Source organism: Bradyrhizobium sp. USDA 4501, assembly GCF_054062115.1.
In genome coordinates, this window is sequence record NZ_JBSSEX010000001.1 from 3,355,839 (window position 1) to 3,381,625 (window position 25,787).

At 65.6% G+C, this 25,787-nt stretch carries 23 protein-coding genes and 2 pseudogenes; 12 read left to right on the plus strand and 13 right to left on the minus strand.

The features are described 5' to 3' along the window. The first annotated feature begins 165 nt into the window (after positions 1-165). Positions 166-918: an ABC transporter ATP-binding protein gene (locus ACVWZM_RS15435; protein WP_456853787.1), complete on the plus strand. Its 753-nt coding sequence runs from the start codon at positions 166-168 to the stop codon at positions 916-918. Further along, a complete protein-coding gene (locus ACVWZM_RS15440) occupies positions 915-2,432 on the plus strand; it encodes a permease (RefSeq protein WP_456853788.1) in 1,518 nt (505 codons plus the stop codon). The genes ACVWZM_RS15435 and ACVWZM_RS15440 overlap by 4 nt, the downstream gene beginning before the upstream one ends. Here ACVWZM_RS15440 and ACVWZM_RS15445 read toward each other — a convergent pair. Then, positions 2,416-3,366: an alpha/beta fold hydrolase gene (locus ACVWZM_RS15445; RefSeq protein WP_076832629.1), complete on the minus strand. Its 951-nt coding sequence runs from the start codon at positions 3,364-3,366 to the stop codon at positions 2,416-2,418. The two genes, ACVWZM_RS15440 and ACVWZM_RS15445, sit on opposite strands and share 17 nt — an antisense overlap. A 174-nt stretch (positions 3,367-3,540) precedes the next feature. Between ACVWZM_RS15445 and ACVWZM_RS15450 the strand changes: the two genes are divergently transcribed. Further along, entirely contained in the window at positions 3,541-4,368 is an 828-nt protein-coding gene (locus ACVWZM_RS15450; RefSeq protein WP_456853790.1) for an MBL fold metallo-hydrolase, read from the plus strand. A gap of 12 nt (positions 4,369-4,380) precedes the next feature. Here ACVWZM_RS15450 and ACVWZM_RS15455 read toward each other — a convergent pair whose 3' ends face one another. After that, positions 4,381-5,004, minus strand: a complete 624-nt coding sequence (locus ACVWZM_RS15455; RefSeq protein WP_076832632.1) for a CGNR zinc finger domain-containing protein — start codon at positions 5,002-5,004, stop codon at positions 4,381-4,383. 90 nt (positions 5,005-5,094) lie between these two features. On the opposite strand from ACVWZM_RS15455, the gene ACVWZM_RS15460 reads away from it, so the two are divergent. From ACVWZM_RS15460 to ACVWZM_RS15470, 3 genes are all read left to right on the plus strand, one after another. Continuing rightward, the gene (locus tag ACVWZM_RS15460; protein WP_456853792.1) at positions 5,095-6,039 is read left to right on the plus strand and encodes an EamA family transporter; all 945 of its coding nucleotides are present in this window, start codon (positions 5,095-5,097) and stop codon (positions 6,037-6,039) included. A 133-nt stretch (positions 6,040-6,172) separates the two neighbouring features. Next, the gene (locus ACVWZM_RS15465; protein ID WP_076832638.1) at positions 6,173-7,222 is read left to right on the plus strand and encodes an amidohydrolase family protein; all 1,050 of its coding nucleotides are present in this window, start codon (positions 6,173-6,175) and stop codon (positions 7,220-7,222) included. Between the two features lie 11 nt (positions 7,223-7,233). Beyond that, positions 7,234-8,166 (plus strand): GNAT family N-acetyltransferase, encoded by a 933-nt coding sequence (locus ACVWZM_RS15470; RefSeq protein WP_456853794.1) that lies wholly within the window; start codon positions 7,234-7,236, stop codon positions 8,164-8,166. A gap of 205 nt (positions 8,167-8,371) precedes the next feature. Here the strand turns inward: ACVWZM_RS15470 and ACVWZM_RS15475 are convergent. The 3 genes and pseudogenes from ACVWZM_RS15475 to ACVWZM_RS15485 all read right to left on the minus strand — a co-directional run bounded on the left by ACVWZM_RS15475 (position 8,372) and on the right by ACVWZM_RS15485 (position 11,555). Next, positions 8,372-9,629, minus strand: a pseudogene (locus ACVWZM_RS15475) (aminopeptidase). Between the two features lie 114 nt (positions 9,630-9,743). Next, positions 9,744-11,105 (minus strand): class-II fumarase/aspartase family protein, encoded by a 1,362-nt coding sequence (locus tag ACVWZM_RS15480; RefSeq protein WP_076832646.1) that lies wholly within the window; start codon positions 11,103-11,105, stop codon positions 9,744-9,746. 60 nt (positions 11,106-11,165) lie between these two features. Further along, positions 11,166-11,555, minus strand: a complete 390-nt coding sequence (locus ACVWZM_RS15485; protein WP_083715163.1) for a carboxymuconolactone decarboxylase family protein — start codon at positions 11,553-11,555, stop codon at positions 11,166-11,168. 136 nt (positions 11,556-11,691) lie between these two features. On the opposite strand from ACVWZM_RS15485, the gene ACVWZM_RS15490 reads away from it, so the two are divergent. From ACVWZM_RS15490 to ACVWZM_RS15505, 4 genes are read left to right on the plus strand one after another with little or no spacing between them, the layout of a single operon-like run. Next, positions 11,692-12,651 carry a Bug family tripartite tricarboxylate transporter substrate binding protein gene (locus tag ACVWZM_RS15490; RefSeq protein WP_076832649.1) on the plus strand — a complete coding sequence of 320 codons (960 nt, stop codon included), beginning with the start codon at positions 11,692-11,694 and terminating at the stop codon, positions 12,649-12,651. A 43-nt stretch (positions 12,652-12,694) separates the two neighbouring features. Then, positions 12,695-13,558, plus strand: coding sequence for an NAD(P)-dependent oxidoreductase (locus ACVWZM_RS15495; protein WP_158074231.1), 864 nt, complete (start codon positions 12,695-12,697; stop codon positions 13,556-13,558). Next, a complete protein-coding gene (locus ACVWZM_RS15500; protein WP_076832654.1) occupies positions 13,555-14,535 on the plus strand; it encodes a Gfo/Idh/MocA family protein in 981 nt (326 codons plus the stop codon). The genes ACVWZM_RS15495 and ACVWZM_RS15500 overlap by 4 nt, the downstream gene beginning before the upstream one ends. A gap of 6 nt (positions 14,536-14,541) precedes the next feature. Next, the gene (locus tag ACVWZM_RS15505; protein ID WP_028337580.1) at positions 14,542-15,297 is read left to right on the plus strand and encodes a GntR family transcriptional regulator; all 756 of its coding nucleotides are present in this window, start codon (positions 14,542-14,544) and stop codon (positions 15,295-15,297) included. On the opposite strand, the gene ACVWZM_RS15510 is transcribed toward ACVWZM_RS15505, so the two are convergent. After that, entirely contained in the window at positions 15,294-15,488 is a 195-nt protein-coding gene (locus ACVWZM_RS15510; protein WP_141340538.1) for a hypothetical protein, read from the minus strand. The genes ACVWZM_RS15505 and ACVWZM_RS15510 overlap by 4 nt on opposite strands. Before the next feature lie 321 nt (positions 15,489-15,809). Between ACVWZM_RS15510 and ACVWZM_RS15515 the strand changes: the two genes are divergently transcribed. Further along, entirely contained in the window at positions 15,810-15,986 is a 177-nt protein-coding gene (locus ACVWZM_RS15515; RefSeq protein WP_162832420.1) for a hypothetical protein, read from the plus strand. Between the two features lie 285 nt (positions 15,987-16,271). Here ACVWZM_RS15515 and ACVWZM_RS15520 read toward each other — a convergent pair whose 3' ends face one another. The 7 genes from ACVWZM_RS15520 to ACVWZM_RS15550 form a co-directional block, all read right to left on the minus strand. Continuing rightward, complete coding sequence (locus ACVWZM_RS15520; RefSeq protein WP_076832657.1) at positions 16,272-17,843, minus strand: serine hydrolase domain-containing protein; 1,572 nt, start codon at positions 17,841-17,843, stop codon at positions 16,272-16,274. A gap of 103 nt (positions 17,844-17,946) precedes the next feature. Further along, positions 17,947-18,864, minus strand: coding sequence for a DMT family transporter (locus ACVWZM_RS15525; protein WP_076832660.1), 918 nt, complete (start codon positions 18,862-18,864; stop codon positions 17,947-17,949). Between the two features lie 198 nt (positions 18,865-19,062). After that, positions 19,063-19,329, minus strand: coding sequence for a hypothetical protein (locus tag ACVWZM_RS15530; RefSeq protein WP_141340539.1), 267 nt, complete (start codon positions 19,327-19,329; stop codon positions 19,063-19,065). A 432-nt stretch (positions 19,330-19,761) separates the two neighbouring features. Continuing rightward, the gene (locus ACVWZM_RS15535; RefSeq protein ID WP_076832663.1) at positions 19,762-20,532 is read right to left on the minus strand and encodes an SDR family NAD(P)-dependent oxidoreductase; all 771 of its coding nucleotides are present in this window, start codon (positions 20,530-20,532) and stop codon (positions 19,762-19,764) included. Positions 20,533-20,653: 121 nt separating this feature from the next. Continuing rightward, complete coding sequence (locus ACVWZM_RS15540) at positions 20,654-22,318, minus strand: thiamine pyrophosphate-binding protein (RefSeq protein WP_456853796.1); 1,665 nt, start codon at positions 22,316-22,318, stop codon at positions 20,654-20,656. A gap of 209 nt (positions 22,319-22,527) precedes the next feature. Next, positions 22,528-23,331, minus strand: coding sequence for a dienelactone hydrolase family protein (locus ACVWZM_RS15545; RefSeq protein WP_244558952.1), 804 nt, complete (start codon positions 23,329-23,331; stop codon positions 22,528-22,530). A gap of 188 nt (positions 23,332-23,519) precedes the next feature. Beyond that, positions 23,520-24,539 carry a L,D-transpeptidase family protein gene (locus tag ACVWZM_RS15550; protein WP_076832888.1) on the minus strand — a complete coding sequence of 340 codons (1,020 nt, stop codon included), beginning with the start codon at positions 24,537-24,539 and terminating at the stop codon, positions 23,520-23,522. Between the two features lie 229 nt (positions 24,540-24,768). Here ACVWZM_RS15550 and ACVWZM_RS15555 point away from each other — a divergent pair. Continuing rightward, positions 24,769-25,702: pseudogene (locus ACVWZM_RS15555) on the plus strand (lytic transglycosylase domain-containing protein). The last annotated feature ends 85 nt before the right edge of the window (positions 25,703-25,787 follow it).

Sequence of the window (25,787 nt, forward strand, 5' to 3'; positions counted from 1 at the left end):
ACAAACCGCTGTTGTCGCTGTATCATCACATTTGCGGAGATTTGCCGCAGCACGGACTAATACGGATATCACCTTTGATTTGCCCCGTGCGATTCACTGCACCGAAACGGTTTTTGTCCAAGCTTTGCGCAACCGACGAGCGAAATTCCGGATCGCCACCCCGCCATGACACCTGAACTGTCCGCACTCGCCGTGCGAGGGTTAACCAAGCGTTTTGACCGCCCGGCGGTCGACGCGCTCGATCTCACGATCCGTGTCGGTGAGTTCTATGCGCTGCTCGGACCGAACGGCGCCGGCAAGACCACGACGCTGCGCATGGTGGCGGGGCTATTGCGGCCCGATGCCGGCTCGGTGTCGATCCTCGGCATCGACGCGCTGGCCGATCCGGTCGCCGCCAAGCAGATCATGGCCTGGGTGTCCGACGAGCCGATGATCTACGACAAGCTGACGCCGCTGGAATATCTCGAATTCGTCGCCGGCCTGTGGGGCATCGATCCGCGCACGTCGGAGAGCTCGGCGCGCGATCTCCTGATGTCGCTCGGGCTCGCGCCGCATCTCAACGAGCGCTGCGAAGGCTTCTCCAAGGGCATGCGCCAGAAGGTGGCGCTGGCCGGCGCGCTGGTGCACGATCCCCGCCTGATCATTCTCGACGAACCGCTGACCGGCCTCGACGCGCTGTCGGCGCGTCACGTCAAGGGACTGCTGCAGAAGCGCGTCCGCGCCGGCTGCACCGTGATCATGACGACCCACATTCTCGAAGTCGCCGAGCGGATGGCCGACCGGATCGGCGTGATCGCGGCCGGCAGGCTGATCGCCGAGGGCACGCTGGCCGAGCTGCGCGCGCAGAACGGCCGCAACGACACCACCCTCGAGGACATGTTCATCGCGCTGGTCGATACCGAAGCGGCGGCCGCGTGAGCTCGATCGCCCACCTCACCTGGTTCGCGCGGCACGAATTCCGCCTGGCGTGGCGCGAATGGCTGGCGATGATGACCGGCGGCCGTCGCCGGCGCAATCGCGCCGTGATCGGCCTTCTGATCTTCGCGGCGATCCTGCATCTGCCGGCTTATGCCGTGGTCAACCGCTATGCCGACCTGCGGTTTCCGCTCGACCCGTCGTCGCTGATCGTGCTGACCGCGACGATCTTCCTGGCCTGGGCGCTGATGCTCTCGCAGGCGATCGAGTCGGTGACGCGCGTGTTCTACGCCCGCGCCGATCTCGATCTGATCATGTCGTCGCCGGCAAAACTCACCAACATCTTCTCGATCCGGATCGCCGCGATCGCGCTGACGGTGAGCAGCATGGCGCTGTTGCTGTCGACGCCGTTCATCGACGTGCTGATCTATCTCGGCGGCCCGCGCTGGCTCGCCGGCTTCGGCGTCGTCCTTGCGATCGGGCTGTCGGCGGCAGCCGCCGCGATCGCCGTCACCGCGTTCCTGTTCCGCCTGATCGGGCCGAGCCGGACGCGGCTGGTAGCGCAGGTCGTCTCCGCCGTGATCGGCGCCGGCTTCGTCATCGCGCTGCAGGTCGTGGCCGTGCTGTCCTACGGCACGCTGTCGCGCTTTGCCTTTCTGACCTCGGAAACCGCGGCGCGAATTGCCCCCGCCCCCGACAGCCTGCTGTGGTGGCCGGCGCGGGCATCGCTCGGCGACCTCGAAATCATGCTGCTGCTGCTCGCCGCGGCGCTGGTGATGCTCGGCGGCGTGATGGCGCTATTCGCACCGCGGTTTGCCGATACGGTCGCCAGCGTCGCGGCCAATCCGGCTGCGGTGACGCGGGGACGCGCCCGCGCCTTCCGGGCCGGCTCGCGGCAGCAGGCGCTGCGGCGCAAGGAATTCTTGCTGCTGCGCCGCGATCCGTGGCTGCTGTCGCAGACCCTGATGCAGATGCTCTATCTGCTGCCGCCGGCGCTGATGCTGTGGCGCAGCTTCTCCGGTACGTCGACCGCGATCGTGCTGATTACGCCCGTCATCGTGATGGCCGCAGGCCAGCTCGCCGGCGGGCTCGCCTGGCTGACCATCTCCGGCGAGGACGCGCCCGATCTGGTGGCGACCGCGCCGCTGCCGCCGTCACGCGTGACCCGCGCCAAGGTCGAGGTGGTCCTGATCGCGATCGCCGCAATCTTCGCCCCGCTGGTGGCCGCGCTGGCGTTTGCCTCGCCAGGGCAGGCCGCGGTCACGGCGATCGCAATCCTCATCGCGACCGCATCCGCCGCCGCGGTCCAGCTCTGGTTCCGCGCACAGGCCAAGCGCAGCCAATTCCGCCGGCGCCAAACCTCCTCCCGCATCGCCACCTTCGCGGAAGCCTTTTCCTCGATCGGCTGGGCCGCAACCGCGGCGTTGGCCCTGACAATCCCGACGGCCGCGCTGGTCAGCGGCATTCTGACGCTGCTGACGCTTGCCATCGCCTGGAAGATCAGCCCGCGGCGCTAGCCTTCATCACCTCGATCACCGCCGAGGCAAACGCCTCGGGCGCTTCCTGCGGCAGATTGTGGCCGGCATGCGGAATCAGGCGATGGGCAAGGCGGCCGGTGTACTTTGCCGCGGTGCGACTGCCGTCGGTCGCGAACGTCACGCCGTCGTCGGCGCCGTCGAGCGAGATGGCGGGGACCCTGATGACAGGCAATGTGTCGAGCCGCCGCTGCAAATCCGCATATTGCGGATCCCCGTCGACAACGCCGTAACGGTGCCGATAACTGTGGATCACGACGTCGACATAATCAGGATTGTCGAACGCAACCGCGGTCCGCTCGAAGCAGGCGTCGTCGAACGCCCAGCTCGGCGACCATTGCGACCACAGGATTTTGGCGATGCCGCGCCGGTTGGCGGCGAGCCCCGCCCGCCCCCGCTCGAGCTGGAAGTAGTACTGATACCAAAGCGGCACCTCGCGATCAGGCGGCGCCGGCACCATCGCATGCGCGATGTCCTGGATCATGTAGCCGTTGGTGCAGACGAGTCCGATGCATCGTTCCGGCCACAGCGCCGCACCGATCGATGCGGCGCGGCCGCCCCAGTCATAGCCGGCGAACACCGCGCGCGCGATGCCGAGCGCGTCCATCAGCGCGATCAAGTCGGCGCCGACCGCCGCCTGCTCGCCCGAGCGCGGCGTCGCCTTGTCGCGGAACGCCGTCGGTCCGTAGCCGCGCAGATAGGGCACGATGACCCGACAGCCTTGCGCCGCCAGCATGGGCGCGACGTCCACATAGGAATGGATGTCGTAGGGGAAGCCATGCATCAGCAGCACGGCCGGCCCAATGGAGGGGCCCGCTTCGTAATAGGCGATGTTGAGCACACCGGCGTCGACATGGCGCAATGGCTCGAGCCGTTTGGTCGAAGGCGCGCGCTGCGAAGAGACGGTATCAGTCACGCAGAACTCCCTGATCTCGATCGTTTGCGCGGCATCCTAGCGTGTCCCGACGCAATAATCGCCCGGCTCGTGTTGCAGCCCGCGCCATGGAGCGATGCACGGGCCTCATCATGACGGCGCGCCAATTGCGCGCTACTCTTCCGTCCGCGGATGCCGCCGCAGACGGAACAGGTCATGCTGAGATTGCTCGCCGCGCTCGTCTTGCTGGGATCATTGACCGGTCACGCCTTCGCGCAGGACGCCCGGCGCAGCGAATGCCTGGCGATGGCAAATGCGCCGCCGCGCGCCGTTCCCGTGAGCTACCGCCGCGTCGCGGACAAGAACGCGACCAAGTCCGACGAAGTCGCGATCACCTATGCCGGCCATTCGACCTACTATATCGACACGCCCGGCGGCATCCGGATCGCGACCGACTACAACGGCGTCTATCGGACCGGGCGGCTGCCCGACGTCGCGACCATGAACCGGGCCCACGCGACCCATTACACGCTGTTTCCCGACCCCAAGATTCCCCACGTGCTGCATGGCTGGGGCGAGAACGGCCAGGCCGCGCATTACGCGATGCGCATCGGCGACGTCTATATCCGCAACGTCACCACCGACATTCGCCGCTACTGGGGCGAAGACCCCGGCGGCGAGATGATCAAGGACGGCAATTCGATCTTCATCTTCGAGGTCGCCGGCCTCTGCATCGGCCATCTCGGCCACCTCCACGTCAAACTCGACGACAGCCATTTCGCCGCGATCGGCCGGCTCGACATCGTGATGGTGCCGATCGACGGCACCTATACGATGTCGCTCGACGGCATCTCCGAGATCACCAGGCGATTGCGCGCCGCCGTCGTGCTGCCGATGCACCGCTTCGCCACCCCGCTCGACGAGTTCATGCACCTGATCGGCCAGCAGTTCGAGATCGATCGCCGCGGCGGCGAGCGCACTTTGCGGATTTCGCGCGACACCCTGCCGGCGACGCCGACGGTGATCATCCTCGATGGGGTGTGAGGCTCAACGCACTCATTCCTCCGCCGCCTGGCTGCGCCGGTAGTGCCGCCGCGATTTGGCAAGATTGCCGCAATCGCCCATCGAGCACCACCGCCGGTTCTGAGTACGGCTCTCGTCAACGAACAACCAACCGCAACCCCGCTCATCCTGGCACTGCTTCACCCTCAGCGCACGGGGCCCGGTCAGAAGGCTCACCGCCGACCATGCGATCGGCTTGAGCAGCGTCTCGGGCGCAACTTTCCCGGCTGTCGGCAGCCACCGCAGGGTGTCGCCGACAGGTGCGAGCGCAACACCGCCCAACGCGGCTTCAAGGTATCGGTTGATATCGGCCAGCGCCGTCGGATCGATCCGGCCGCCTCCGATGCGGGCGATAAAGATCCTGTAGAGCGCCTCGCGCAGACCATGCGCCGCATTCAGAAAGGCATCGGCCTCGTGCGGTGAGGCTTTCCATCGCGCCCTGAGCTGCGCGGCGATCCGGCTATCCGCCAGTTCGGCATCGACCAGCCATTTCAGAATGGAATCCGAGGTCGCGATCCGATCCTCAACCAGGTCGCGGAGACGCCATGCGACCGTATTGACGAACTTGATGCTGAGCTCTTCCCGGGACGACGCCTCAGGCGAAGGAACGCGCGGCATGGTCCAGCAACTCCTCCGGAACGCATAACCCCTTAATGGGTTGGATTTGATAACCCATTAAGGGGTTAGAATCTAGCTCGGGAGCCCCGTATGCCCAAGCGCCTTTTGATTGTCGGCGCGTTCGCCGCCATCTATCTGCTTTGGGGTTCCACCTACTTCGCGATCGCGCTCGGCTTGAAGTCGATCCCGCCGTTCCTGCTGATGGGCCTTCGCTCGCTTGGCGGCGGCCTGATCCTGATCGCGCTGAACGGGGCTGACGTCACGCGCGTTTCGCGGTGGAACTGGCTGACCGCAGCACTCTGCGGCGTGCTGTTCTTCGTCGGCTGCCATGGTGTTCTCGCTTATGCCCAGCAATCGGTTCCGTCCGGCATCGCCGCGATCATGCTGGCTACGATCCCGTTCTGGGTGTTGCTCATCGATTTCCTGTATCCGCAAACCCGGCGTCCCGCGACCGTGACGCTGGCCGCATTGCTGCCCGGCCTTGCTGGTGTGGCAATCGTGGGCTGGCAATCGGCCGAACAGGGCCATTTCAGTATCCTTCCCATTCTGCTGCTGCTCGCTGCGGCGTTCTCCTGGGCGGTGGGCACGGTGCTGTCGCGTCGGACTTCGGATCATGGTTCGCCAACATTGTCGTCAGGCATGCAACTGTCGATCGGCGGCGCGGTCCTGTTTGCAATCAGTCTTGCGTCGGGTGAACTGGAAGGCTTCTCGCCGCGCGACGTTTCGGCGCCCTCGCTCGCGGCCGTGATCTATCTCGCCATCGCCGGCAGCGTCATCGGCTTCACGGCATTTCGCTGGCTGCTCGACAATGTGTCGACGTTCATGGTCTCGACCTACATCTTCGTCAACCCGATCATCGCCGTGCTGCTCGGCACGCTGATTCTGGGCGAGCCGTTTTCCGTCACGATGTTGTTTGGAGCGCTTCTTGTCATCGCCTCGGTCATCATCACCTGGCGCACCGAGCAGGCATCGCCGGCGTCGGCGAGGCAAGCTCAGTCGATGACATGGTCGCGACCGGCAATACGGTCGGGGTGACCGGCACGCGCAGACGTACGCATGCCTCCTCAGGCAGAGGCCCGGTTTGACGCGCTCCTGCGCGGCTCGTTATCCTCCCCAAAGCCGACATCGTATCGGCGGCCGACAAGAGCAAGAACAGGGAGCATCATCCATGGCCAGCACTCTGCCCGCCTCCGCCAGCGGGCTCTATGCCAATCCGCGCGAAGACTGGCTCGCCCAATACACCGAGGAGATCATCGATCCGGCCCGTCCGATCGTCGATCCGCATCACCATCTCTGGGACCGCGGGGGCTTGCGCTATCTGATCGAGGAGATGCGCGACGACATCGCGTCCGGCCACAACATCGTGGCCACCGTCTATGTCGATTGCCGGTCGATGTACCGCGCCGACGGTCCGGAGGCGTTCCGTCCGGTCGGCGAGGTCGAGTTCGCCAACGGCGTCGCGGCGATGGCGGCGAGCGGCGGCTACGGCAAGGCGGCGATCTGCGCCGGCATCGTCAGCCACGTTAACCTTCTGATCGGCGATCAGGCCAAGGCGGTGCTGGAGGCGGAGATTGCCGCCGGCAACGGCCGGTTCCGCGGCATCCGCCACTCCTCGGCCTGGGATGAAGACCCCAACGTCGCGCATATGTACGCGAACCGTCCGAAGGGCATTCTGCTGGACTCCACCTTTCGTAGGGGGTTCGCCTGCCTGGCACCGCTCGGCCTCAGCTTCGATGCCTGGTTGTTCCACCCGCAGATCGGCGAGCTGACCGACCTCGCCCGCACCTTCCCCGACACTCGGATCGTGCTCGATCATTGCGGCGGGCCGGTCGGCACCGGCCGTTTCGCCGGCAAGCGCACGGAGACCTTTCCGGTCTGGCAGGCGTCGATCCAGGAGATCGCCAAATGCCCGAACGTCGTGGTCAAGCTCGGCGGGCTGGCGATGTGCCTGCTCGGCTACGACTTCCACCTCCGCCCCAGGCCGCCCTCGTCGGAGGAACTTGCTGCCGCCTGGCGGCCTTATGTCGAGACCTGCATCGAGGCGTTCGGTCCGGACCGTTGCATGTTCGAGAGCAACTTCCCACCTGATAAGGGGCAATGCAGCTACCAGGTCATCTTCAACACCTTTAAACGGCTTGCATCACAATATAGCGAAGCCGAAAAGACGGCGTTGTTCTTGAAGACGGCAAAGGATGTCTATCGGCTCGATATCGGGTAAGCTCTCGACTCATGGATGACGGCATCACCATCCGGCCGCTTCGAGAGGCTGATGCGCAAGCGGTGGTCGAACTTTACGCAAAGGCAGCCGCGGTGGAACCGCGGCTAGGCCCTGTCACGCTGCCGCAATGGGACCAGTTCCTGAAGCTGCCGCAGAACCGCGGCGGGCGCGACTTTCGCGTAGCCGAGCGCGATGGCGTGCTCGTCGGCCTCGCCGAGTCGTCGTTGCGCGACCAGGGCGCGCATCACACCCGATTCCTCAAGATCGTCGTGGCGCCCGAGATGCGCCGCCGCCGGATTGGCCTCGCGCTGTTCGACGAGGTGCTTGCGATCGACGCCGACGCCGATCTCACCGTTCAGACGCTGGTGAGCAGCGACTGGCCGGCCGGAATGGCCTTCGTGGCCGCCTTCGGCTTTGTTCATGTCGAGTCCGAGATCGGGATGAAGTGCGTCGAGCCGTTGCAGCCGGCGCGCACGCTCGCGGCCGCGCGCGCCACCATCGAGCAGGTCAGCGACGTCACCGCCTGCGCGGGCGAGGTCGCGCGCATCCATAACGCCGCCTATGCGTCGGACGCCGCCTTCCGCCTGTACTCGCGGGAAGAGATGGCGCAGGTCCTGACCGAGAGCGAAGTCTGGATCGCGTCGGAGGATGGACAGATGTCGGGCTTCTGCCTGACTGAACTGGAGCGGAACTCGATGTGGATCGAGTCGGTCGCCGTCGACCCGGTGCGGCAGGGACGCGGGCTCGGCCAGCTGCTGGTTTATCGCGTGCTGGCCGCACACGACGTATCGGTCGAGCACCCGTGCTGGCTCAACGTCTCGAGCCGCAACGCTCCCGCGCTGAAGATCTATCGCCGGCTCGGCTTCCGGCCGCAGCACGAGACCTGCCGCTTCAGCGCGCCACGCGGCGACCTGCTCGCCGCGCGGGGGCGGAGGTTTCAGTAGAGCGCGATGAGATTGGGTCGGTAGCGACGGCGACGGGATTGCGCTCCCTCGCCCCGTTCTTACGGGGAGAGGGTTGGGGTGAGGGGCCTCTCCACATATTCGGTGACAGCTGCATTCGCGGAGGCGCCCCCTCACCCGGATCGCATCTGAAGATGCGATCCGACCTCTCCCCGCACGCGGGGCGAGGTGAAGAGCGTCGGCCCCCTTACGCCCACTCGCCCTTGCGGAACACCGGCACGCTGCGACCGTCGGCATGGATGCCGTCGATATCGGTGTGGGCGGAGCCGATCATCCAGTCGATATGGATCAGGCTCTTGTTGCCGCCCAGCTCGGCGATCTGCTGCGGCGTCAGCTTGTCGCCATTAACGAAGCATTTCGAGTAGCACTGGCCGAGCGCGATGTGCGAGGCGGCGTTCTCGTCGAACAGCGTGTTGAAGAACAGCAGCCCGCTCTTCGAGATCGGTGAGGAATGCGGCACCAGCGCGACCTCGCCGAGGCGGCGCGCGCCCTCGTCGGTGTCGAGCACCTTCTTCAGCACTTCCTCGCCGCGCGAGGCCTTGGCCTCGACGATGCGGCCTTCCTCGAACTTGACCGAGATATTGTCGATCAGCGTGCCCTGATAGGACAGCGGCTTGGAGCTGACGACGTGGCCGCTGACGCGGCGGCAGTGCGGGGTGGTGAAGACTTCCTCGGTCGGGATGTTGGCATTGCAGACGATGCCGTTCTTGGCAGTCGACGCACCGCCCTCCCATTCATGACCGTCGGCGAGGCCGATCGTGAGGTCCATGCCGGGTCCGGAATATTTCAGCGCGTGGAAGCGCTGGCCGTTCAGCCATTCGGTGCGCTCGCGGAGCTTCGCATTGTGCTGTGCCCAGGCGGCGACGGCGCCATCCTGATCGACGCGGGAGGCGGAGAAGATCGCATCGGCAAGCTTGGCCACCGCGACGTCCTCGGCATCGTCGGGGGAACACCTGCTTGGCCCAGGACGTGCTCGGATAGGCGATGATGTTCCAGTTGGTGTCGAAATTGACGATCTTCTCCAGTGCCGGCTGGTAGGCGATCGAATTGGCCTTGCTGGCGCGCGCCACCTTGACCGGGTCTTCGCCCGACAGCAGCATCGGATTGTCGCCGACGATCGCAAGCCGCGCGGTGTTGGCGCCGAACGCCTTCGCCATGCCCTCATAGAGCCAGCTTGCGGCGCGATCGAAACTCGCATCGTTGGCGTAGCGGTAGCGCGCCAGCGTGAGCTCCTCGTCCGAGAAGAATGGCGTCACGAGACCCGCACCGGCCTTGTAGGCATGCTCCACCACCCGCCGCACCAGCGGCATCGCTCCGGCGGGCGCCGTGAGCAGGAGATCCTGCCCCGGCTGCAGCTGCAGGCCGACCTTGATCGCGACTTCGGCGAGCCGGTCGAGCTTCACGGGATCGATCGATGCGGAAAGGTTGCGTTGATGTGCGGTCATGAAGCGCCGTGTCGTTTGAGGAACCCTCGGGATTCGTAGTCCAATTCGATCCGCATCCGCAAGGTTCCTGCCCGCCGCGCCCGATCACGCGACGGCGAGCAATTGCCTCGAATTTTACCGCTTCACCGAGGCCAGCACCCGGTCGACCATCTGCGGCGCCAGGCCGAGATAGTTTTTCGGCGCGGTGAGGCGGTCGATCGTCGCCCGATCGATCCGGCTGGCAACGCGATCATCCGCCGCCAGCGCCTCGGCCAGCGTCAGGCCCTCGTCGTTGGCGCGGCGGCAGGCGTCATAAACCACGTCATGCGCCTCCTGCCGGCCGATCGCGGGCGCGAGGCCCATCATCACGGCTTCGGCCACGATCAGCCCGCGGCTGATGTCGAGATTGTCGGCCATCCGCTGCTCGTCGACGATCAGACCGCCAAGCGCGAACCTCGCCTGGTGCAGCGCGCCCGCGGTCAGCACGAAGCTCTCCGGGATCGCCATCCATTCGGCGTGCCACGGACCGGTGGCGCGCTCGAAATCCTGCACCATCGCATCCAGCATCAGGCCGGCATGCTGGCGCACCGCCTTGGCGGCGGCGAGCATCAGCTCCGACGAGATCGGGTTGCGCTTCTGCGGCATGGTCGAGGACGCGCCGCGCCCCTTCACGAACGGCTCGTAGACCTCGGCGAACTCGGTCGACGCCATGATCATGATGTCGAGCGCGATCTTGCCGAGCGTTCCCGTGACCAGCGCGAGGAAATTCACCGCTTCGGCCAGACCGTCGCGCGCGACATGCCAGGTCGCGACGGGCACGCCGAGCCCGAGTTCCTCGCACAGCGCCCGCTGAACCTCGAATCCCTTGTCGCCGAGCGAGGCCAGCGTGCCGGCGGCGCCGGCGAACTGGCCGACCAGCACGCGCGGCTTCAGCTCCACAAGCCGCGCGGCGTGGCGATCGAACGCGGCTAGCCAGATCGCGGTCTTGTAGCCGAACGTCACCGGCAGCGCCTGCTGCAGATGGGTGCGGCCGGCCATCGGCGTGTCGCGGTATTTTTTCGAGAGATCGGCGAGGATGCCGCGCAGCGCACCGATGTCGTCCTCGATGATCTTCAATCCATCGCGCAGTTGCAGCACGACGGCGGTGTCCATGACGTCCTGCGTGGTCGCGCCCCAATGAACGTAGCGGCCGGCCTCGCCGCACTGCTTGGCCATCTGATGCACCAGCGGCAGGATCGGGTAGCCGACGACGTCGGTCTCCTGCCGCAGCAGATCGAAATCGAGCGCGGCAACATCGGTACGTTTTGCGATCTCCGCGGCGGCTTCAGCGGGAATCACGCCGCAGCGCGCTTCGGCCTTGGCCAGCGCTACTTCGACCTCGGCATAGCGCTCGATCAGCCGCAGGTCGGAAAACACCTCGCGCATCTCGCGCGTGCCGAAGGCATCGCGAAACAATACGGAATCAAGCACGGTGGTCGAGGTCGGGAAGGCGGACATGGGCAGATCCTGTTGCCGGTCGCGGTCGGCAACGTCCCTATCACGGCAGAGGCCGGTGCCCTACCCCTCCGGCGGCGCCTCGCCGAACACCTCGGCTGCGATCTTGCTGGTCTCGATCGCGGCCGGAATGCCGCAATACATCGCCACCAGCAGCAGCACGTCCTGCACCTGCGCGGCGGTGCAGCCATTGGCCAGCGCGCCCTTGGCATGGACGCGGAACTCGGCGGGCTTGCTGCTCGCCGCGGTGATGCCGAGCATCACGAGGCTGCGGATCTGGTCGGACAGCCCGCTACGCTCCCAGACGTCGCCGTAGACATAGGCATTGATGATGTTCTGCAGCGGCGTGCCGAAGTCACCCGCAGCCGCCATCCGCTTGGCGACATCGACCTCGCCGAACATCTTCTGGCGCCGGCGCAGTCCGCGCGCATGGAGATCGCTGATGTCCACCATCGTCGTCGGGCTCCCTGAATGGGCTATTTATACGGATAAATATGACACACCTCAACATTCCAGCGGGCATAACGCTTGCCTTTCTGATGTATTTGTCCGTATAAATCTGCAAAAGCAGACACGGGAGGAGACCGGGATGAAGTTACGGCTGGGGCTGCTCGCAGTCCTGCTTGCGACGCTTTCCATCCTGCCGGCTTTCGCCGCGGACGATTTCCCGCAACGGCCGCTCAAGATCATCGTGCCGTTCCCGGCCGGCGCCGGCCCCGACAACGTTGCGCGGCTGGTCGGCCAGCATCTGCAGGACGCGTTGGGCCAGACCGTGCTGATCGAGAACCGCGCCGGCGCGCTCGGCAGCATCGGCGCCCAGGAGGTCGCCCGCAGCGCGCCCGACGGCTACACGCTGTTGATGGGCACCAACACCACCCATGCCAGCAACGTCGCGACGCTGAAGAGCCTGCCCTACGACCCGGTGAAGGATTTCGCACCTGTCATCCGCACCACCACCACGGCGATGGTGCTGCTGGTCAATCCCAAGCTCGCGGCCAGGGACCTGCCGCAGTTCCTCAGCTACGCCAAGGCCAATCCCAACCTGACCGCGGGCTACGGTTCCGGCGCATCGCAGATCTCGATCGCCCAGCTGCAATCGCGCGGCGGCCTGTCGCTGGTCGCGGCGTCGTATCGCGGCGTCCCGCAGGCGATGACCGACGTGATGGCGGGGGTGATCGATCTCACCTTCGGCGACTTCTCGGTCGCGATCCCGCAGATGCAGGGCGGCACCTTGCGCGGCATCGCCGTGACGTCGGCGACCCGCAACGAGCTGACGCCCGGCCTGCCCGCGCTCGCCGAAGCGATGCCGGGCTTCGAGGCCACGATCTGGTACGGCCTGTTCGCGCCCGCGGGCACGCCGGAACCCGTGGTCAGCAAGCTCTACGCCGAGTGTGCGAAGTACCTCGCGATGCCGGAGACGCGGAAGAAGCTCGCCGATGTCGGCGTGATGGTGGCGCCGCTCGCGCCGGCCGAGTTCGGCGCCTTCGTCAGGAGCGAGGTCGTGCGCTGGTCGGCGGAGGTCAAGGCGGCCGGCATCCAGCCGCAATAAAGCGAGGCGGCGTCGCATCATGGCTTGCGAGACACCCGTTGGCATGATTGGCCTGGGGCTGATGGGATCGGCGCTTTCCGCGCGGCTGATCGACGCCGGCATCGGGGTGATCGGCTTCGACATCGACGCGGCGAAGACAGATGGCCTGAGAGCCAGCGGCGCCGAGTTCGCAGCGTTCGCCGCCGACGTCGCGGCGCGCTGCCGGACCATCGTCATCGCGGTGTATGACGCGGCCCAGGTCAGGACGCTGCTGCCGGACCTCGCCAACGCGACGCCGCCGCCGCGCGTCATCTGCACCACCACCTGCGCGCCGGGTGAGATCGTGGCAATCGCCGAATTCGCCTCCCGCTCGCGCCTCGCCTTCATCGAAGCGCCGATCTCGGGCACCAGTGCCGAGGTCCGGGCGGGCGCGGCCACCGCGCTGGTCGCCGGCGATGCCGACATCATCGACGCCGCCGCGACGACGCTCGATATTCTCTGCCCGCAGCGGGTCAATGTCGGCGCGATCGGCAATGCCAGCCGCACCAAGCTCGCCATCAATCTGATCCTGCAGAACAACCGCGCCGCGCTGGCCGAGGGCATCGCCTTTGCCGAAAGCCTCGGCCTCGACGGCGCGGCGTTCCTCGCGACCGCGCGGCAATCGGCGGCATATTCCAAGGCGATGGACAGCAAGGGGCCGAAGATGCTGGCGCGGGATTTCTCGCCGCAATCGCATATCGCGCAGACCTTGAAGGATGCCGAACTGATCCTGCAGGAGGCCGGTCGGCACGGCCTGCCCTTACCGCTAACCTCGGTGCAGGCCGAACTGCTGCGCGCGGCGATCGCACTTCAAGGCCCTGACAACGACAGCGCCGCGGTCATCGAGGCGATCCGGGCCGGCCGCGGCCACGGTGAGGGACAATCATGATCAACTGTGCGATCGCAGGCCTCGGTCGATGGGGCCGCGCACTGGTCCGGGCCGCGCGCAACGAGCCGCGGCTCAGGATCGTCCGAGCGGTGGAACCCGACGCCAACGGCGCCGCCGGCTTTTGCGAGGCGCACGGCCTCTCCATCGCGGCGAGCCTGGACGATGTCCTCGCCGACCCTCGCATCGATGCCGTGCTGCTGGCGACGCCGCATTCGCTGCACAAGGGCCAGGTGATCGCGGCAGCCGGCGCCGGTAAGCAGGTGTTTTGCGAGAAGCCGCTGGCGCTTCGGCGCGCCGATGCCGCAGAGATGTTCGCGGCGTGCCGCAGCGCCGGCGTGGTGCTCGCGGTCGGGCATAACCGCCGGTTCTGGCCGTCGATGCAGGCGCTGCGCGCGATCACAGCCAGTGGCGAGCTCGGCACCATCCTGCATGTCGAGGGTCACAATAGCAACGAGAACTCGCGGAGCATCACGCAAGGCTGGCGGCTGTCGCCCGAGGAATCGCCGGGCGGCGGCCTGACCGGCGCGGGGCTGCATGTGCTCCACGGCTTCGTCAACCTGCTTGGTCCCGCGCGCCAGGTCTATGCCCGGTTGAGTGCGCGCGAGGCCGGACCGCCGCCGCTCGACACTGCAACCTTGGCGATTGAATTTGTGAATGGCGTGAGCGCAACCCTTGCGACAATTCGCGCAACACCGTTCTATTGGCGCGTGCATGTGTTCGGAACGAAGGGATCCGCCGAGGTGCTCGACGAACAGACGATGGTACTGCGGAAATCCGGCGAGGCGCCTGCGACGACGCGCTATCCGGCAATCGACACCCTCACCGCGGAACTATCGGCCTTTGCCGACGCCGTCGAAGGCAAGCAGCCGTTCCCGGTGCTCGAGGCAGACGTGCTGGCGACGCTCGCCGCGTTCGAGGCTGCGCTGCAGTCGATGCAATCGGGACATCCGGTCGTCTGCCATACGGCATACCAGTGATCCGCCATGTCTGAACAACCGGACCGAGCGCGATCGTCCCGTTACCGCGACATCGCCACCGGACTGCAGAAGGACATCCGGCTCGGCACCTATGCGGTCGGCAATCTGCTGCCGACCGAGACCGAGCTGATGGCGAGCTATCAGGCCAGCCGGCAGACCGTGCGCGAGGCGCTGCGCATCCTGATCGACCAGGGCCTGATCGTGCGCCGCGCCGGCCTCGGCTCGGTGGTGATCGCATCCGAGCCGCCGGTGCTGTTCACCCACAGCGTCAAGTCGCTCGGCGAGTGGCTGCGTTATTCCAACGAAACCTACCGCGAGGTCGTTGCGAGCAGCGACATCGTCGCCGACCGCAAGCTGGCCGGGCTCTTGAAATGCGAGCCCGGCAAGAGCTGGTTCCTGATCGAGGCGGTGCGCCGCTCCGACCAGTTCGCAGCCCCGCTCGGCTGGGCCGAGATCTACGTGCTGCGCAGGTTCGCCGATGTCGTGACCCGGCCCGACCACGGCCGCACCCCGGTGCATGAGCAGATTGCCAGGATGTACGGCCAGGTCACCGAGCGCGCGCAGATGGAAATCTTCGTGCGGGGCATGCCGGCGCCGATCGCCAGGGCGCTCGGCGTCAAGACCGGCTCGCCGGCGCTCACCGTGGTACGTCGCTACTACGGCCAGCGCGAGGAACTGTTCGAGGTCACCATCACCACGCACCCCGAGGGGCGCTACACCTACACGATGGATATGCAGCGCTCGCTGCGGCCGAAGCTCTAGCGCACCCGGGCCAGATGGGTGCTGGCAGAGGTGTGTGCCGTCTGCGGGGTGCCGCTCACGCCCCAGATCGCGACCGCAATCAGCGCGGCCGCCCAGACATAAGGCACAGCATTCAACTTCTTCATTTCCGGGATCATCCCCAACGTCTCAGCAGGACCGACCAACCTCTCGACCCAGGTCGTGAATCTCACCACCGCAGTCCTCAGCGTCTCACCAGGCAGCCGTCCTTCACAACGCTACTAAGGTTAGACCTTGTCGGTTTCAGGACGCCTTCGTGCGAATCCGGAAATGATTTCGTCGGAACCGGGCTCTCTTATCCGAATTGATGAGACGGCGGGCCGAAGGGGTCCGGCTCCATTCGAGACAACACTTAAGAGAATTTTCTGCCCAAATTTGAATCAGACGCACAGCAAACCTTCCAAAGATGCACCCACTGAATTCTTTTTGATTGTCGCCCCGACTCCCGCCGTGCCATCAGGGCCTGTGACACTGTGATGACAAGGGTTTCTCCCGTGACTGCCGAACCGGCCAAACCGCAAGGCGACTCCCGTCGCCGCTCCAAGGAAACCCAGGACGAGGTGGCGCGGTCGCTGGAACGGGAATTGAAGCTGCTGACGGAAGAGCGCCAGGAGCGCGCGCTCCGGTTCGGCCTCGACATTGCGGGCAAGACGCCGAAGGTGGACCAATAAGGTCGCCGCCGCGCTGAGAGCCTCGGGCGCATAGTTTCCTTAGCATTGTCGATTCGCGCGGCCGTCTGCCATGGCGGTGTGCGTGTTGGCGTGCGCCGGTCGTGATTTCCTGCGATCATGCCGCCAAGGTCGCTGCGCGGGCACGACGCCTTCTGCACTATTGCAACGACCAGTCCCAGCTACAACGTCCGCCGCGGCGTATGGGTCCCGGCCTTCGCCGGGACGACGCGAAGGAAGCCGAGCTTCACGTGCCCGAAATGGACAGGGACGCGGCCCGCGCTCGAGCTATTGCGCGCCCGGCGCTTCAGCGTCGGCCTTAACGTCGCGGCCGAAGCGATCCTTGCCGCTGAGCCGGGCCTTGCCGCCATCGAATGACAGCAGCCATCGGCGGTCGGTATCGCCGCCGACCAGACGCAGGTCGATCGCGAATGTCTCGTTGTCCTGCCACGTCCCCTTCAGCGCCATCACGCCGAGCGCCGTTGGCTGACCGAGACGGTAGGCACCGTCGAGCCCGATCGGTCCTGCCAGGGTCGTCACCGGCCTCGCCGGATCCGGCGTCGACGTTTCGAGTTCGTAGTGCGCGGGCTGATCCGTCAGATGCAGCGTTAGTGCCCGCAAATTGAAGCCATTGGCCGGGAAGCGCCAGGTCTTGCCGGAGATGGCGGCGGCCGTCTCGGGCACGGCACCAACCGTCGACGGCTTTTCGGTTGCGATATCGCGCAACGCGCCCGCGAGCTGATTGCCGCCGACGGAGTTCACCGGCAGCGCCGTGTCGGATTTGACCGCGCCCGAAATCTCGTCGGCCATTCTGCCGAACGAGCAATAGTCGCGCGCGGTCACGACCGTGACGATGTCGAGCGCGGGAAACAGCATGAGGAGCTGGCAGCGGTCGCCGACCGCCATGACAACCTGCCGCTGCGACATGACCCAGAAGAAATTGGCGTAGCGCAACGATGAGTCGAACGAGGCGTGCATCTCCGTCGTCGCATGCCTGATGCGGTCGACCCAGCCGGTCGGCAGCAAGCGCTGCCCGTCCCATTCACCGTCATGCAGATAGAGCAGACCGATCCTGGCCGCGTCGCGCGGCGCGAGCTGAAGCCCGCCGCCGCCCTGCGTCAGTCCGGGACCGATGCTGTGCCAGTACGGCGCGGCTATCCCGAGCGGGCGAAACAGTTTGGTCACCGCGTAGTCCCGCGCGCTCATGCCGGTGAGCTTGTTGATGATCGCAGCCAACAGCTGCGCATTGCCGGTGTTATAATCAAACGCCTCGCCCGGCGCCTTCGCCATCGGGCGGTCGAGGATGAACTGGATCGCATCAGGGCTGCGCCCCCACTCGATCAGCGAGTCCGGTCGGCCACCCTCAACGCCTTCGGTCCAGGCCATTCCCGAGGTCATGTCCAGCATGGTCTGGACCGTGATCGCCCGCTTGCGGTCGTCGAGATTGGCGATGCTGCGATCGCCGAAGAAATCCACCATACGATGGTCGAGGCTGTCGAGCACGCCATCCCTGAGCAGCATCGCGACCAGCGTGCCGGTCACCGCCTTGGTGACGGAATTGAACAGATGCGGGATCTCCGGCGTGTAGGGCGCATAATAGGCGTCGAGCACGATCCGGCCGTGCCGCGCGATCAGAAGGTTATCGAGACTGTGGTCCGCGCCAAAATTGACGAGCCGCGCCAGCGCGGCGGAATCCATCCCCTGCTCTTCCGGCGTCGAGGTCTGCCACTGCCAGGTCTGCCACTGCGAGGTCTGCGGCATCGGCTCGGCGGCGCCTTGCGCCCGGGCTGCGCCCGACAAAGCCGAAGCTGCAAGCACGAGCCCTGCAAGCATCGGCAGCGCCAAACGTTGAACTTGCATCGGCGTCTCATTGCGACACGGCGGAGAGCCGCACCATCCGCGATCCCTCGCTTGCTTGTCAATCGCCGCCGCGACCGCGCGCCAATCAGGACGGGCAAGACGTCTAGCGCTGCCGCTGCGCGAGATAGAATCCGGCCAACACGGCGGCCAATCCGGCCGCCTGCAGCGTGGTTGGTGGCTCGCCGATCAGGAGCCATCCCAACAGCAGGGTCAGCACCGGCACTGTCGCAGGAAATACGGCTGCGCGGGCAACGCCCAGGCGCTGGATCGACACCGCGAACAAATACATCGCCGCGGGCCCGGCCAGGATGCCCTGGGCGATGGCCTGCAGCGTGTTTTCATGCAGGCCGATGGCCGCATCGCGAGCGAGCCCACCCGAGACGGCATAGAGTGGAAACAGCGAGAGCGACAGCACGCTGATGACGCTGGCCACGGAGAACGCCGAGACACGCCAATAGCGCACCAGCGTGGCGAAGCCCGCGAACATCAAGCCGGTCGCAACGAAGATCAAATCGCCGATCACGGCGCTCGGCCCCATATGGCCGATCGACTCGCTGCCGATCACGGCAAGGCCGACGACGATGACGACAGCGCCGGCTGCCCGCGAGAGCGAGACCGCTTCCTTCAGCAAGACGACCGCGAGAAACAATCCACCCAGCGTCGCGCAGGACGGCTGGATCACGCTGCCATGCCCCAGCGGCACGAACATGAAGCCGGCATAGCTGATCAGCGACATCACCGGCCCGCCCAGCAGCATCAGCGCCATGCCGCGGCCCCAGCCGATGCCGCAGAGATCGCGGAGGCCGGCGCGCACAACGAGCGGCAGGAAGACGATGCCCGACCACAGGAAGCGATGCATCAGCAGGTCGACCGGTGTGAAACCGACCTTCAGGCCGTGTCGGGTCGCCACGAAGCCGAGCGCCCAGCACAGCGCCGCACCGAGGCCGCATGCGACCCCGAGCAGGATGGCTTTCGTATCCGGAAGAGCTGCAGCCTTGGCGATGGCCGAACGTTCGTTCATCGCGAACGACTACGTTAGTGCCGGAAGCGGATCAACCCATCGATACGCACGGCTGGTTGGCGCAAGCCTGCCAGGGTCCGCTTGGATCAAGCTCTGACGTCATTCCGCGCTGCCGCGATGTCCGCTTGCTGCAAAGGGCGAGCTCGAGGGCCGGTTCACCCTAAGGGAAGCTGGCCTTTCACAGACAAGACGTGGGACTTACTTCCGCGGTTCAACCACGGTTTTTGTCGATCCGTCCGGCGCTCCCTGCATTCCCGGCGGGCTTTGACCTTGCGGGCTTTCCGGCGGCGCACCACCTGATTTTGTTTCAAGTGGCCCGGTCCAACCTTGTGGCTGCAATTGACCTTTTTCTTCCGGTGCCGAGCGCCCCGTTGCCGTGTTCACGTCCTTGTTGGGATCGGCCTGGGCTAGCGCGAATCCACACGACAACGCCCAGCCAATCGTCGTCATCAGAATGATCCTCATTCCGACCTCCCTTGGCTAATCGTACCAAACAGGCTGCACCGGCTTCGGTTCCGTTTGCCGAAGGAGGCGACCAAAACCGGCGTCAAACGATACCCGCTATGGGTCCAGCAGCGGACGTTCGGATGTGGAGCATCAGTCTTAAGCCGCGGGCGAGCCGCTGCGTTGAGGAAACAGCCGAGGTGCCCCCTCAGGAAGTAACTCGCAAGCCTGGAGCACGCCGTAGACGAGCGCTGCTAAAATGATGAAACCGACAATGCGATTGAGTTTGAACACCAAATCTCGAAGCTCTTCGTTGCCAAGCGCCATATTGCCCGAGATGCATCACTCGCAGCAAGAGCACCGAGGCCACGAAGATCAACGCCGCCATCATGCCGCGATGATCGAATGCTTGTACAACCGGGCCACCAACGTAAACAAAGGCCCTTCGGAAGATCAGGCGGCGCTGTAGCCGCCGTCGACCACGTGCGATGCGCCGGTCATGAACGACGCCTTGTCCGAGCACATCCAGACCACGGCTTCGGCGATTTCCTCGGGCACGCCCAGGCGACGGACCGGCACCTTGGCGATGATCTCGTCGTAGCGTTCATCCATCGTCTCCTTTGTCATCGGCGTCTTGATGTATCCGGGATTGACGCAATTCACGCGGATGCCGTCCTGGGCATATTCGATCGCGGCGGACTTGGTCAGCCCGACGACACCGTGCTTGGTCGCGACATAGTGGCCGGACGTCGCGAGGCCGACCAGGCCTGCGATCGAGGCCGTATTGACGATGGCGCCGCCACCGCCCTGTTTGAGCATTTGCGCGACCTCGTATTTCAGGCACAGGAACACGCCCATCAGGTTCACCGAAAACATCTTGGCCACCGAGGCTTGCGTGAGTTCATGAATGCGCTGGCCGGGCGGGCCGACGGAGCGCCCGGCAACGCCGGCATTGTTGAACGCACAATCGATGCGCCCGAACGCCGAAACCGTGCGGGCCACCATGTTCGCGACGTCGGCCTCGTCGGTGACGTCGCCCTGGATCGCGATCGACTGGCCGCCGGCGGCATTGATCAGCGCGACCGTCTCCTCGATGCCGTCCTTCGAGAGGTCCGACACCGCCACGCGCGCGCCTTCACGCGCCATGGCAATTGCCGTCGCCCGGCCGATGCCGGAGCCGCCGCCCGTCACCAATGCGGCCTTGCCGTCCAGAATGCCTGCCAAGAGAAACTCCTCGAGCGCGATGAGAGTACGATGAAATTGGGCTGAATCATTAATGCGCATGAGCTCTTTGTTTGAGCATGTTCTTGTCGGAAAACCGCTTCGCACTTTTCCGGATCATGCTCTAGCGCTTGCCTTCGATTGCGATCTCGACGAGGTACGGCCGCTGCGCCGCGACAGCCTTTGCGACGGCACCGGCAATGTCGTCGGCCTTCTCGACCCTGACCGCCTCGACGCCCATGCCGGCCGCGAGATGCACGAAGTCGAGCGCGGGGCCGGTGATGTCCATGTTCTGATAGGGATGCTGGGTACCGGCCTCAAAGTTCTGGCGCCAGACGTCCACATTGTGCTTGAGGATGCGGTACTCGCGGTTGGCCAGCACCACGAACACGATCGCAAGCCTGTGGTGCGCGGCGGTCCACAGCGCCTGGATCGCGTACATCGCCGAGCCGTCGCCGGAGATCGCGACCACCGGACGATCCGGCATCGCGACCTTGACGCCGATCGCCCCGGCGAGGCCCTGGCCGATGCCGCCGCCGCGGCCGCCGAAATAATCGCCGAAGCCGCGATAGTCGAAGGCGCGCGCGAGATCGAGGCTCGCCGTGATGCTTTCATCAACGATGACGACATCATCGGGCAGGCCGCGACGAAGCTCCGCGGTGACACGCGGCATCGCGGTCGGCTGCCGGTCCCGGCTTTTCTCGACCCGCGCGCGATAAGCCTCCTTCTCCTTCGCCTGCAATTCGGCCAGCGCGGCATTGCGGTTCTGCGCGGCCTGCCTGAAGTCCGCGCTGGCCTTTGCACGCACCGCCTCCGTCAAGGCACCGACGCTGACGGCGATGTCGCCGACGATGCCGGCATCGAGCCGGTTGTTGAGCGCGAGACGCTCGGCCGAGGCTTCGATCTGCAGCACGGACGCGCCGTCAGGGATGTGGCCGCCAGGCGCAAACCAGATGTCCTCAAAGAACGGGCCGCCGACCAGCAGCACGAGATCGGCATCGCCGAGCGCCTTGCGCACCTGCCTTGCGTCGCCCGGAAGCGACTGACGATAGCTCGGATGGCTGGTCGGGAACGGCGCGTGATGGCGGAGCCCCTCGAACCACACGGTGGCGCCGATCGCTTCCGTGAGCACCACCAGCGCCTGCTCGCCGCCCGATCGTGCCACGTCGTCGCCAGCGATGATGGCCGGCTTTTTCGACTTCAGAAGCAGCGCGACAAACGCTTCGATGCCGGCCGGATCGGGGCGCGGCGAGCGCCACAAATTGTCCGGCGCCAGAGCATCGACCGCGGTCTCCTGTTCCATGACGTCGATCGGCAGCGACACGAACACCGGCCCCTGCGGCGCATCGGTCGCCACCTTGAACGCGCGGCGCATGATCGGCGCGATCTCGTCGGCGCGCTCGATCTGCACGCTCCACTTGGTCACCGGCGCCGCCATCGCGACGAGGTCATGGCCGAGCAGCGGATTCTTCAGCCGCATTCGCGTATCCTGCTGGCCGGCCGTCACGACCACGGGCGAACCCGCCTTCAGCGCGCCGTACAGCGAGCCGATGCCGTTGCCGAGGCCGGGAGCGACGTGCAGGTTGGCGACCGTGACACGCCCCGACGCCTGCGCGTAGAAGCTGGCGGCGCTGACCGCGACACCTTCATGCAGCGCCATGATGTATTCGAGTTGCGGAAATGCGGGCAGGCTGTCGAGCAGTGGCGTTTCGGTCGTGCCAGGATTGCCGAAGATATGACGCACGCCGTGCGACACGAACGATTCCATCAGCACACGGCGCCCGCGCATTCGCTCCCTCTCGATTGTTCTGATCCGTTTTGCGCATCATCGGCCGGGGAGCGCCCCGTGGCAACCGTGCGAGACGGCCAGCATCCGCGCGCCCGGCTGCGTCTTCCGCATGGCTTCAAGGCGCAGCCGCGCCAGCGAGACCACGGCCCTGCCACTTCCGCGGCCGAACCAGCCAAAGAAAAGGGCCACCGTTTAGGTGGCCCTTTTGCTTATTTCTTGAGGTTGGCGGCAAACAGCTTTGCGGCTTCGGCCTTGGATTCCTGATCGGCCTTGGCGTCGTATCTGAGCGGCAAATTGAACTTCTTGCCGAGCTCGGTGGCTTCGGGGTTGGTGAACGCGTGAACCGCGCCGGGATACTCGACGATACGGTAATCGGCCTTCGCGGCGTCGAAATCCTTCTTCAGCGCATCATACTGCTCGCGCTTCACGAACGGGTCGTCCGCGCCGTTCAGGATCAGGATTTTCGCCTTGATGGTGCCCGGCGCCGGTGCGGGGGTATTGAGACCGAGCGAGGCGTGGAAGCCCGCGACGGCGGCAAGATCGGCGCCAGTGCGCGCCATGTTCAGCACCACCGCGCCGCCGAAGCAGTAACCGACGGCGCCGATCCGCTGCGGATTGACCGAGGCCTGCTTGGCGAGTTGCTCGCGCGCGGCATTGAAGCGCTGCTCCATCACCTTCGGGTTCTTCATCACCGAGCCCGAGAGCGCGCCGGCATCCTTCGGGTTGTCGGCAGTCTTGGCGTCGCCGTACATATCCGCGATGAAGGCCACGTAGCCCTGCTCCGCGAACTTCCGCGCTTCGTTATGGATATGCGGGGTGATGCCCCACCATTCGTGCACCATGACGATGCCGGGCCGCTTGGCCTGGGTCGCGTCGTCATAGACGACGAAGCCCTTCATCGTGGTCTCGCCGTCGGTATAGGTGACCGGCTCTTCCTTGACCGCTGCGTGTGCGCTCGCGACCATCGCGATGGCGCAGAGTGCTCCCACTATGTTCGTTATGATCGTTCGCATGCTGACCTCCTGCGGGTTTGGCACGACGCGACATTGGCATACCAGCGAATCCTGCGCTAGGCTTGGAAAGCGGAGCCGCTTCGCTCGCCGGCTGCGCATCATCTCCCGAGCGCGCGGGCGTCTGGCCCGCGGCCGAGCGCGCCAACATTTCTGTCGGTTGCTGATCTGTGAACGATGTTGCGTCAAGGTCAGCGCGTCGCCGTTGCTGAGCTTGTCGCGCTATCGATGAACGCAACCGGGGTGCCCTTCGCGACACCGGCCGCGACGCGCTGCGCGTCCCAGTTGGTGAGCCGGACGCAGCCGTGGGACTCCGCCTTGGAGACCTTGCCGGGATCGGGCGTGCCGTGAATGCCATAGCCTTCGCCCGAGAGGTTGATCCAGACCACACCGACCGGGTTGTTCGGACCGGGCCTGATCGTGAACGGCGTCTTCGATCTGACGCCCTTGAACGCGTATTTCGGATTGTAGCGATAGGTCGGGTTCTTGTTGATCGCCGTCACCTTGAGCGTTCCGCTCGGCGTCGGCTTCTCCGCGCTGCCGACGGTCGCAGGATAGAAGCCGAGCAGCTTACCTGCTGCATCGAACGTGCTGAGCGCCTGCCGCGTCTTGTCGACCTCGACGCGCGCGACCTGCGGCGGTTTTCCGGCGTCGACGACGTTGGCAACCGCAATGGTCTCGCCGGCCTTGTCGAACTTCTGTCCCGGATTGAGCGCCTGAAGCAGTGCCTCGCTCATGTGGAATTTTTCGGCGAGCGCTTCGCGCGGACTGGTATAGCCCAGCGCCGGCAGGCTCTTCATGCTCTCCATCCTCGCGGGAATCCTCTTCGCGAACGGCCCCTTCACGTCGGCGTCGACGATCGTGTAGCTGACGATCGCAGGCCCCTCGCTGGCGGTTGTGAGCCCGCTCCAGAGCTCCGGCGTCACCGCCTTGTCGAAGGACAATCCATTCGCGTCGGCAAACGCCCGGAGCGCCTTCTGCGCGTTGTCGCCCAGCTTGCCGTCGATCTCGCCGGGAGAAAAATGCGCGCGGTCGAGCAGGATCTCGAGCCTGGCAACGAAGGCGTTGAGCTGACCACGGTCCGGCAATTTTGCCGGCGGCGCCGCCACGTCGTTGATCGCGGCCGCATCAAGACCCGCGGCCACCGCCGGCGCGGCCGACACAAGCAAAAGTGCAATCGCAAAACGTGCAACGGAAAACGGTCGGAACATCGTGCATCCCAACGTGATCATCTTCCGTAAAGCTACGGAAAGCGTCGAAGTTCCAATGCGAACAGCGGCGAAGTTCCACGGCGGAACAGCTGATTTCGCGGCTTCGCCGCAATCGACCCGCTAAAAAGTCGTGATCCGAAGTGCATTTGCGCGCAACTCACATCACAATTCAGGTCTCTGGAAGCAAATGCGATTTGTCATCGCGGCGCTTGCCGCGTTTCTTGTCTTGATGCTCGATTTCGATCGTTCGCCCGGCTCGATCAACGCCTCAACCCAAGCCCCGACATTCTCGCGCGACGCGACATCCGACGCCGTTCCGTTTGCCGCGCGCTTTATCGAAAGCGCTGATGCCAGCGAGGCGCCCGCTGCGACGGACGCGGACAAGACGCCCGCGCCTGCGGCGCAGCCGAGCGATGCCGCGGCCGAGCCGCAGCTGTCCGCGATCGACAAATTCTGCCACAGCCTGAAGGACGCGGCGCAGGCGAGCGAAATCCCCGTTGCGTTCTTTGCGCGGCTGATCTGGCAGGAGAGCCGCTTTCGCTCGAACGAAATCAGCCATGCCGGTGCGCAGGGCGTTGCGCAGTTCATGGCCGGAGACGGCGGCCGAAGTCGGGCTCGACGATCCCTTCGATCCGCTGCAGGCCTTGCCGGCATCCGCAAGACTGCTGCGCAAGCTGCGCGACGATTTCGGCAATCTCGGCCTGGCGGCGGCCGCCTACAATGCCGGCAGCGGCCGCGTCCAGAAATGGCTCGCCCGGCAGAGCGAGCTGCCGCGCGAGACCCGCGACTATGTCCGGATCATCACCGGCACCAAGGCGGAGGACTGGATCGAGCGTGCCGAGACGCTCGCCATCCGCATCGACTTGCCGGGCGAAGCGCCGTGCGAAGGCATAGGCGGCCTCTCGAAGGCGAAGGATGTCGCCTTCGTCGCGGCGTCGCCGACGTCCGCGGTGACGACGATCATCCGCAAGGCCGAGGCCGCGCGAGAGACGGCAAGGTCGGTCGCCGGCCGCACACGCAAGCGGCTCGCGCTGCTGCTCAGAAGGAGCTCGCCGGGCGCGGCCCGGCTCGGCAAGGCGCGCCCGACCGTCGTCGCCGCCAAAACGAAATCCGGCAAGACCCGCGCCATTCACGTCGCCTCGCGCGCGCGTTCGTCGAGCTGAGGCAGCGTCACGACGCGTGCACCGCCGCAAGCGTGGGCCGGCGATATTTCCGCTCAGGAAACTGAGCGCACTGGTGTATGTTGCC

What these genes read in the sequence shown, in the direction of transcription:
- ACVWZM_RS15435 (WP_456853787.1), top strand. Translation starts at nt 166, where the DNA reads ATGACACCTGAACTGTCCGCACTCGCCGTGCGAGGGTTAACCAAGCGT.
- ACVWZM_RS15450 (WP_456853790.1), top strand. Translation starts at nt 3,541, where the DNA reads ATGCTGAGATTGCTCGCCGCGCTCGTCTTGCTGGGATCATTGACCGGT.
- ACVWZM_RS15455 (WP_076832632.1), bottom strand. Translation starts at nt 5,004, where the DNA reads ATGCCGCGCGTTCCTTCGCCTGAGGCGTCGTCCCGGGAAGAGCTCAGC.
- ACVWZM_RS15460 (WP_456853792.1), top strand. Translation starts at nt 5,095, where the DNA reads ATGCCCAAGCGCCTTTTGATTGTCGGCGCGTTCGCCGCCATCTATCTG.
- ACVWZM_RS15465 (WP_076832638.1), top strand. Translation starts at nt 6,173, where the DNA reads ATGGCCAGCACTCTGCCCGCCTCCGCCAGCGGGCTCTATGCCAATCCG.
- ACVWZM_RS15470 (WP_456853794.1), top strand. Translation starts at nt 7,234, where the DNA reads ATGGATGACGGCATCACCATCCGGCCGCTTCGAGAGGCTGATGCGCAA.
- ACVWZM_RS15480 (WP_076832646.1), bottom strand. Translation starts at nt 11,105, where the DNA reads ATGTCCGCCTTCCCGACCTCGACCACCGTGCTTGATTCCGTATTGTTT.
- ACVWZM_RS15485 (WP_083715163.1), bottom strand. Translation starts at nt 11,555, where the DNA reads ATGGTGGACATCAGCGATCTCCATGCGCGCGGACTGCGCCGGCGCCAG.
- ACVWZM_RS15490 (WP_076832649.1), top strand. Translation starts at nt 11,692, where the DNA reads ATGAAGTTACGGCTGGGGCTGCTCGCAGTCCTGCTTGCGACGCTTTCC.
- ACVWZM_RS15495 (WP_158074231.1), top strand. Translation starts at nt 12,695, where the DNA reads ATGATTGGCCTGGGGCTGATGGGATCGGCGCTTTCCGCGCGGCTGATC.
- ACVWZM_RS15500 (WP_076832654.1), top strand. Translation starts at nt 13,555, where the DNA reads ATGATCAACTGTGCGATCGCAGGCCTCGGTCGATGGGGCCGCGCACTG.
- ACVWZM_RS15505 (WP_028337580.1), top strand. Translation starts at nt 14,542, where the DNA reads ATGTCTGAACAACCGGACCGAGCGCGATCGTCCCGTTACCGCGACATC.
- ACVWZM_RS15520 (WP_076832657.1), bottom strand. Translation starts at nt 17,843, where the DNA reads ATGCAAGTTCAACGTTTGGCGCTGCCGATGCTTGCAGGGCTCGTGCTT.
- ACVWZM_RS15525 (WP_076832660.1), bottom strand. Translation starts at nt 18,864, where the DNA reads ATGAACGAACGTTCGGCCATCGCCAAGGCTGCAGCTCTTCCGGATACG.
- ACVWZM_RS15530 (WP_141340539.1), bottom strand. Translation starts at nt 19,329, where the DNA reads ATGAGGATCATTCTGATGACGACGATTGGCTGGGCGTTGTCGTGTGGA.
- ACVWZM_RS15540 (WP_456853796.1), bottom strand. Translation starts at nt 22,318, where the DNA reads ATGCGCGGGCGCCGTGTGCTGATGGAATCGTTCGTGTCGCACGGCGTG.
- ACVWZM_RS15545 (WP_244558952.1), bottom strand. Translation starts at nt 23,331, where the DNA reads ATGCGAACGATCATAACGAACATAGTGGGAGCACTCTGCGCCATCGCG.
- ACVWZM_RS15550 (WP_076832888.1), bottom strand. Translation starts at nt 24,539, where the DNA reads ATGTTCCGACCGTTTTCCGTTGCACGTTTTGCGATTGCACTTTTGCTT.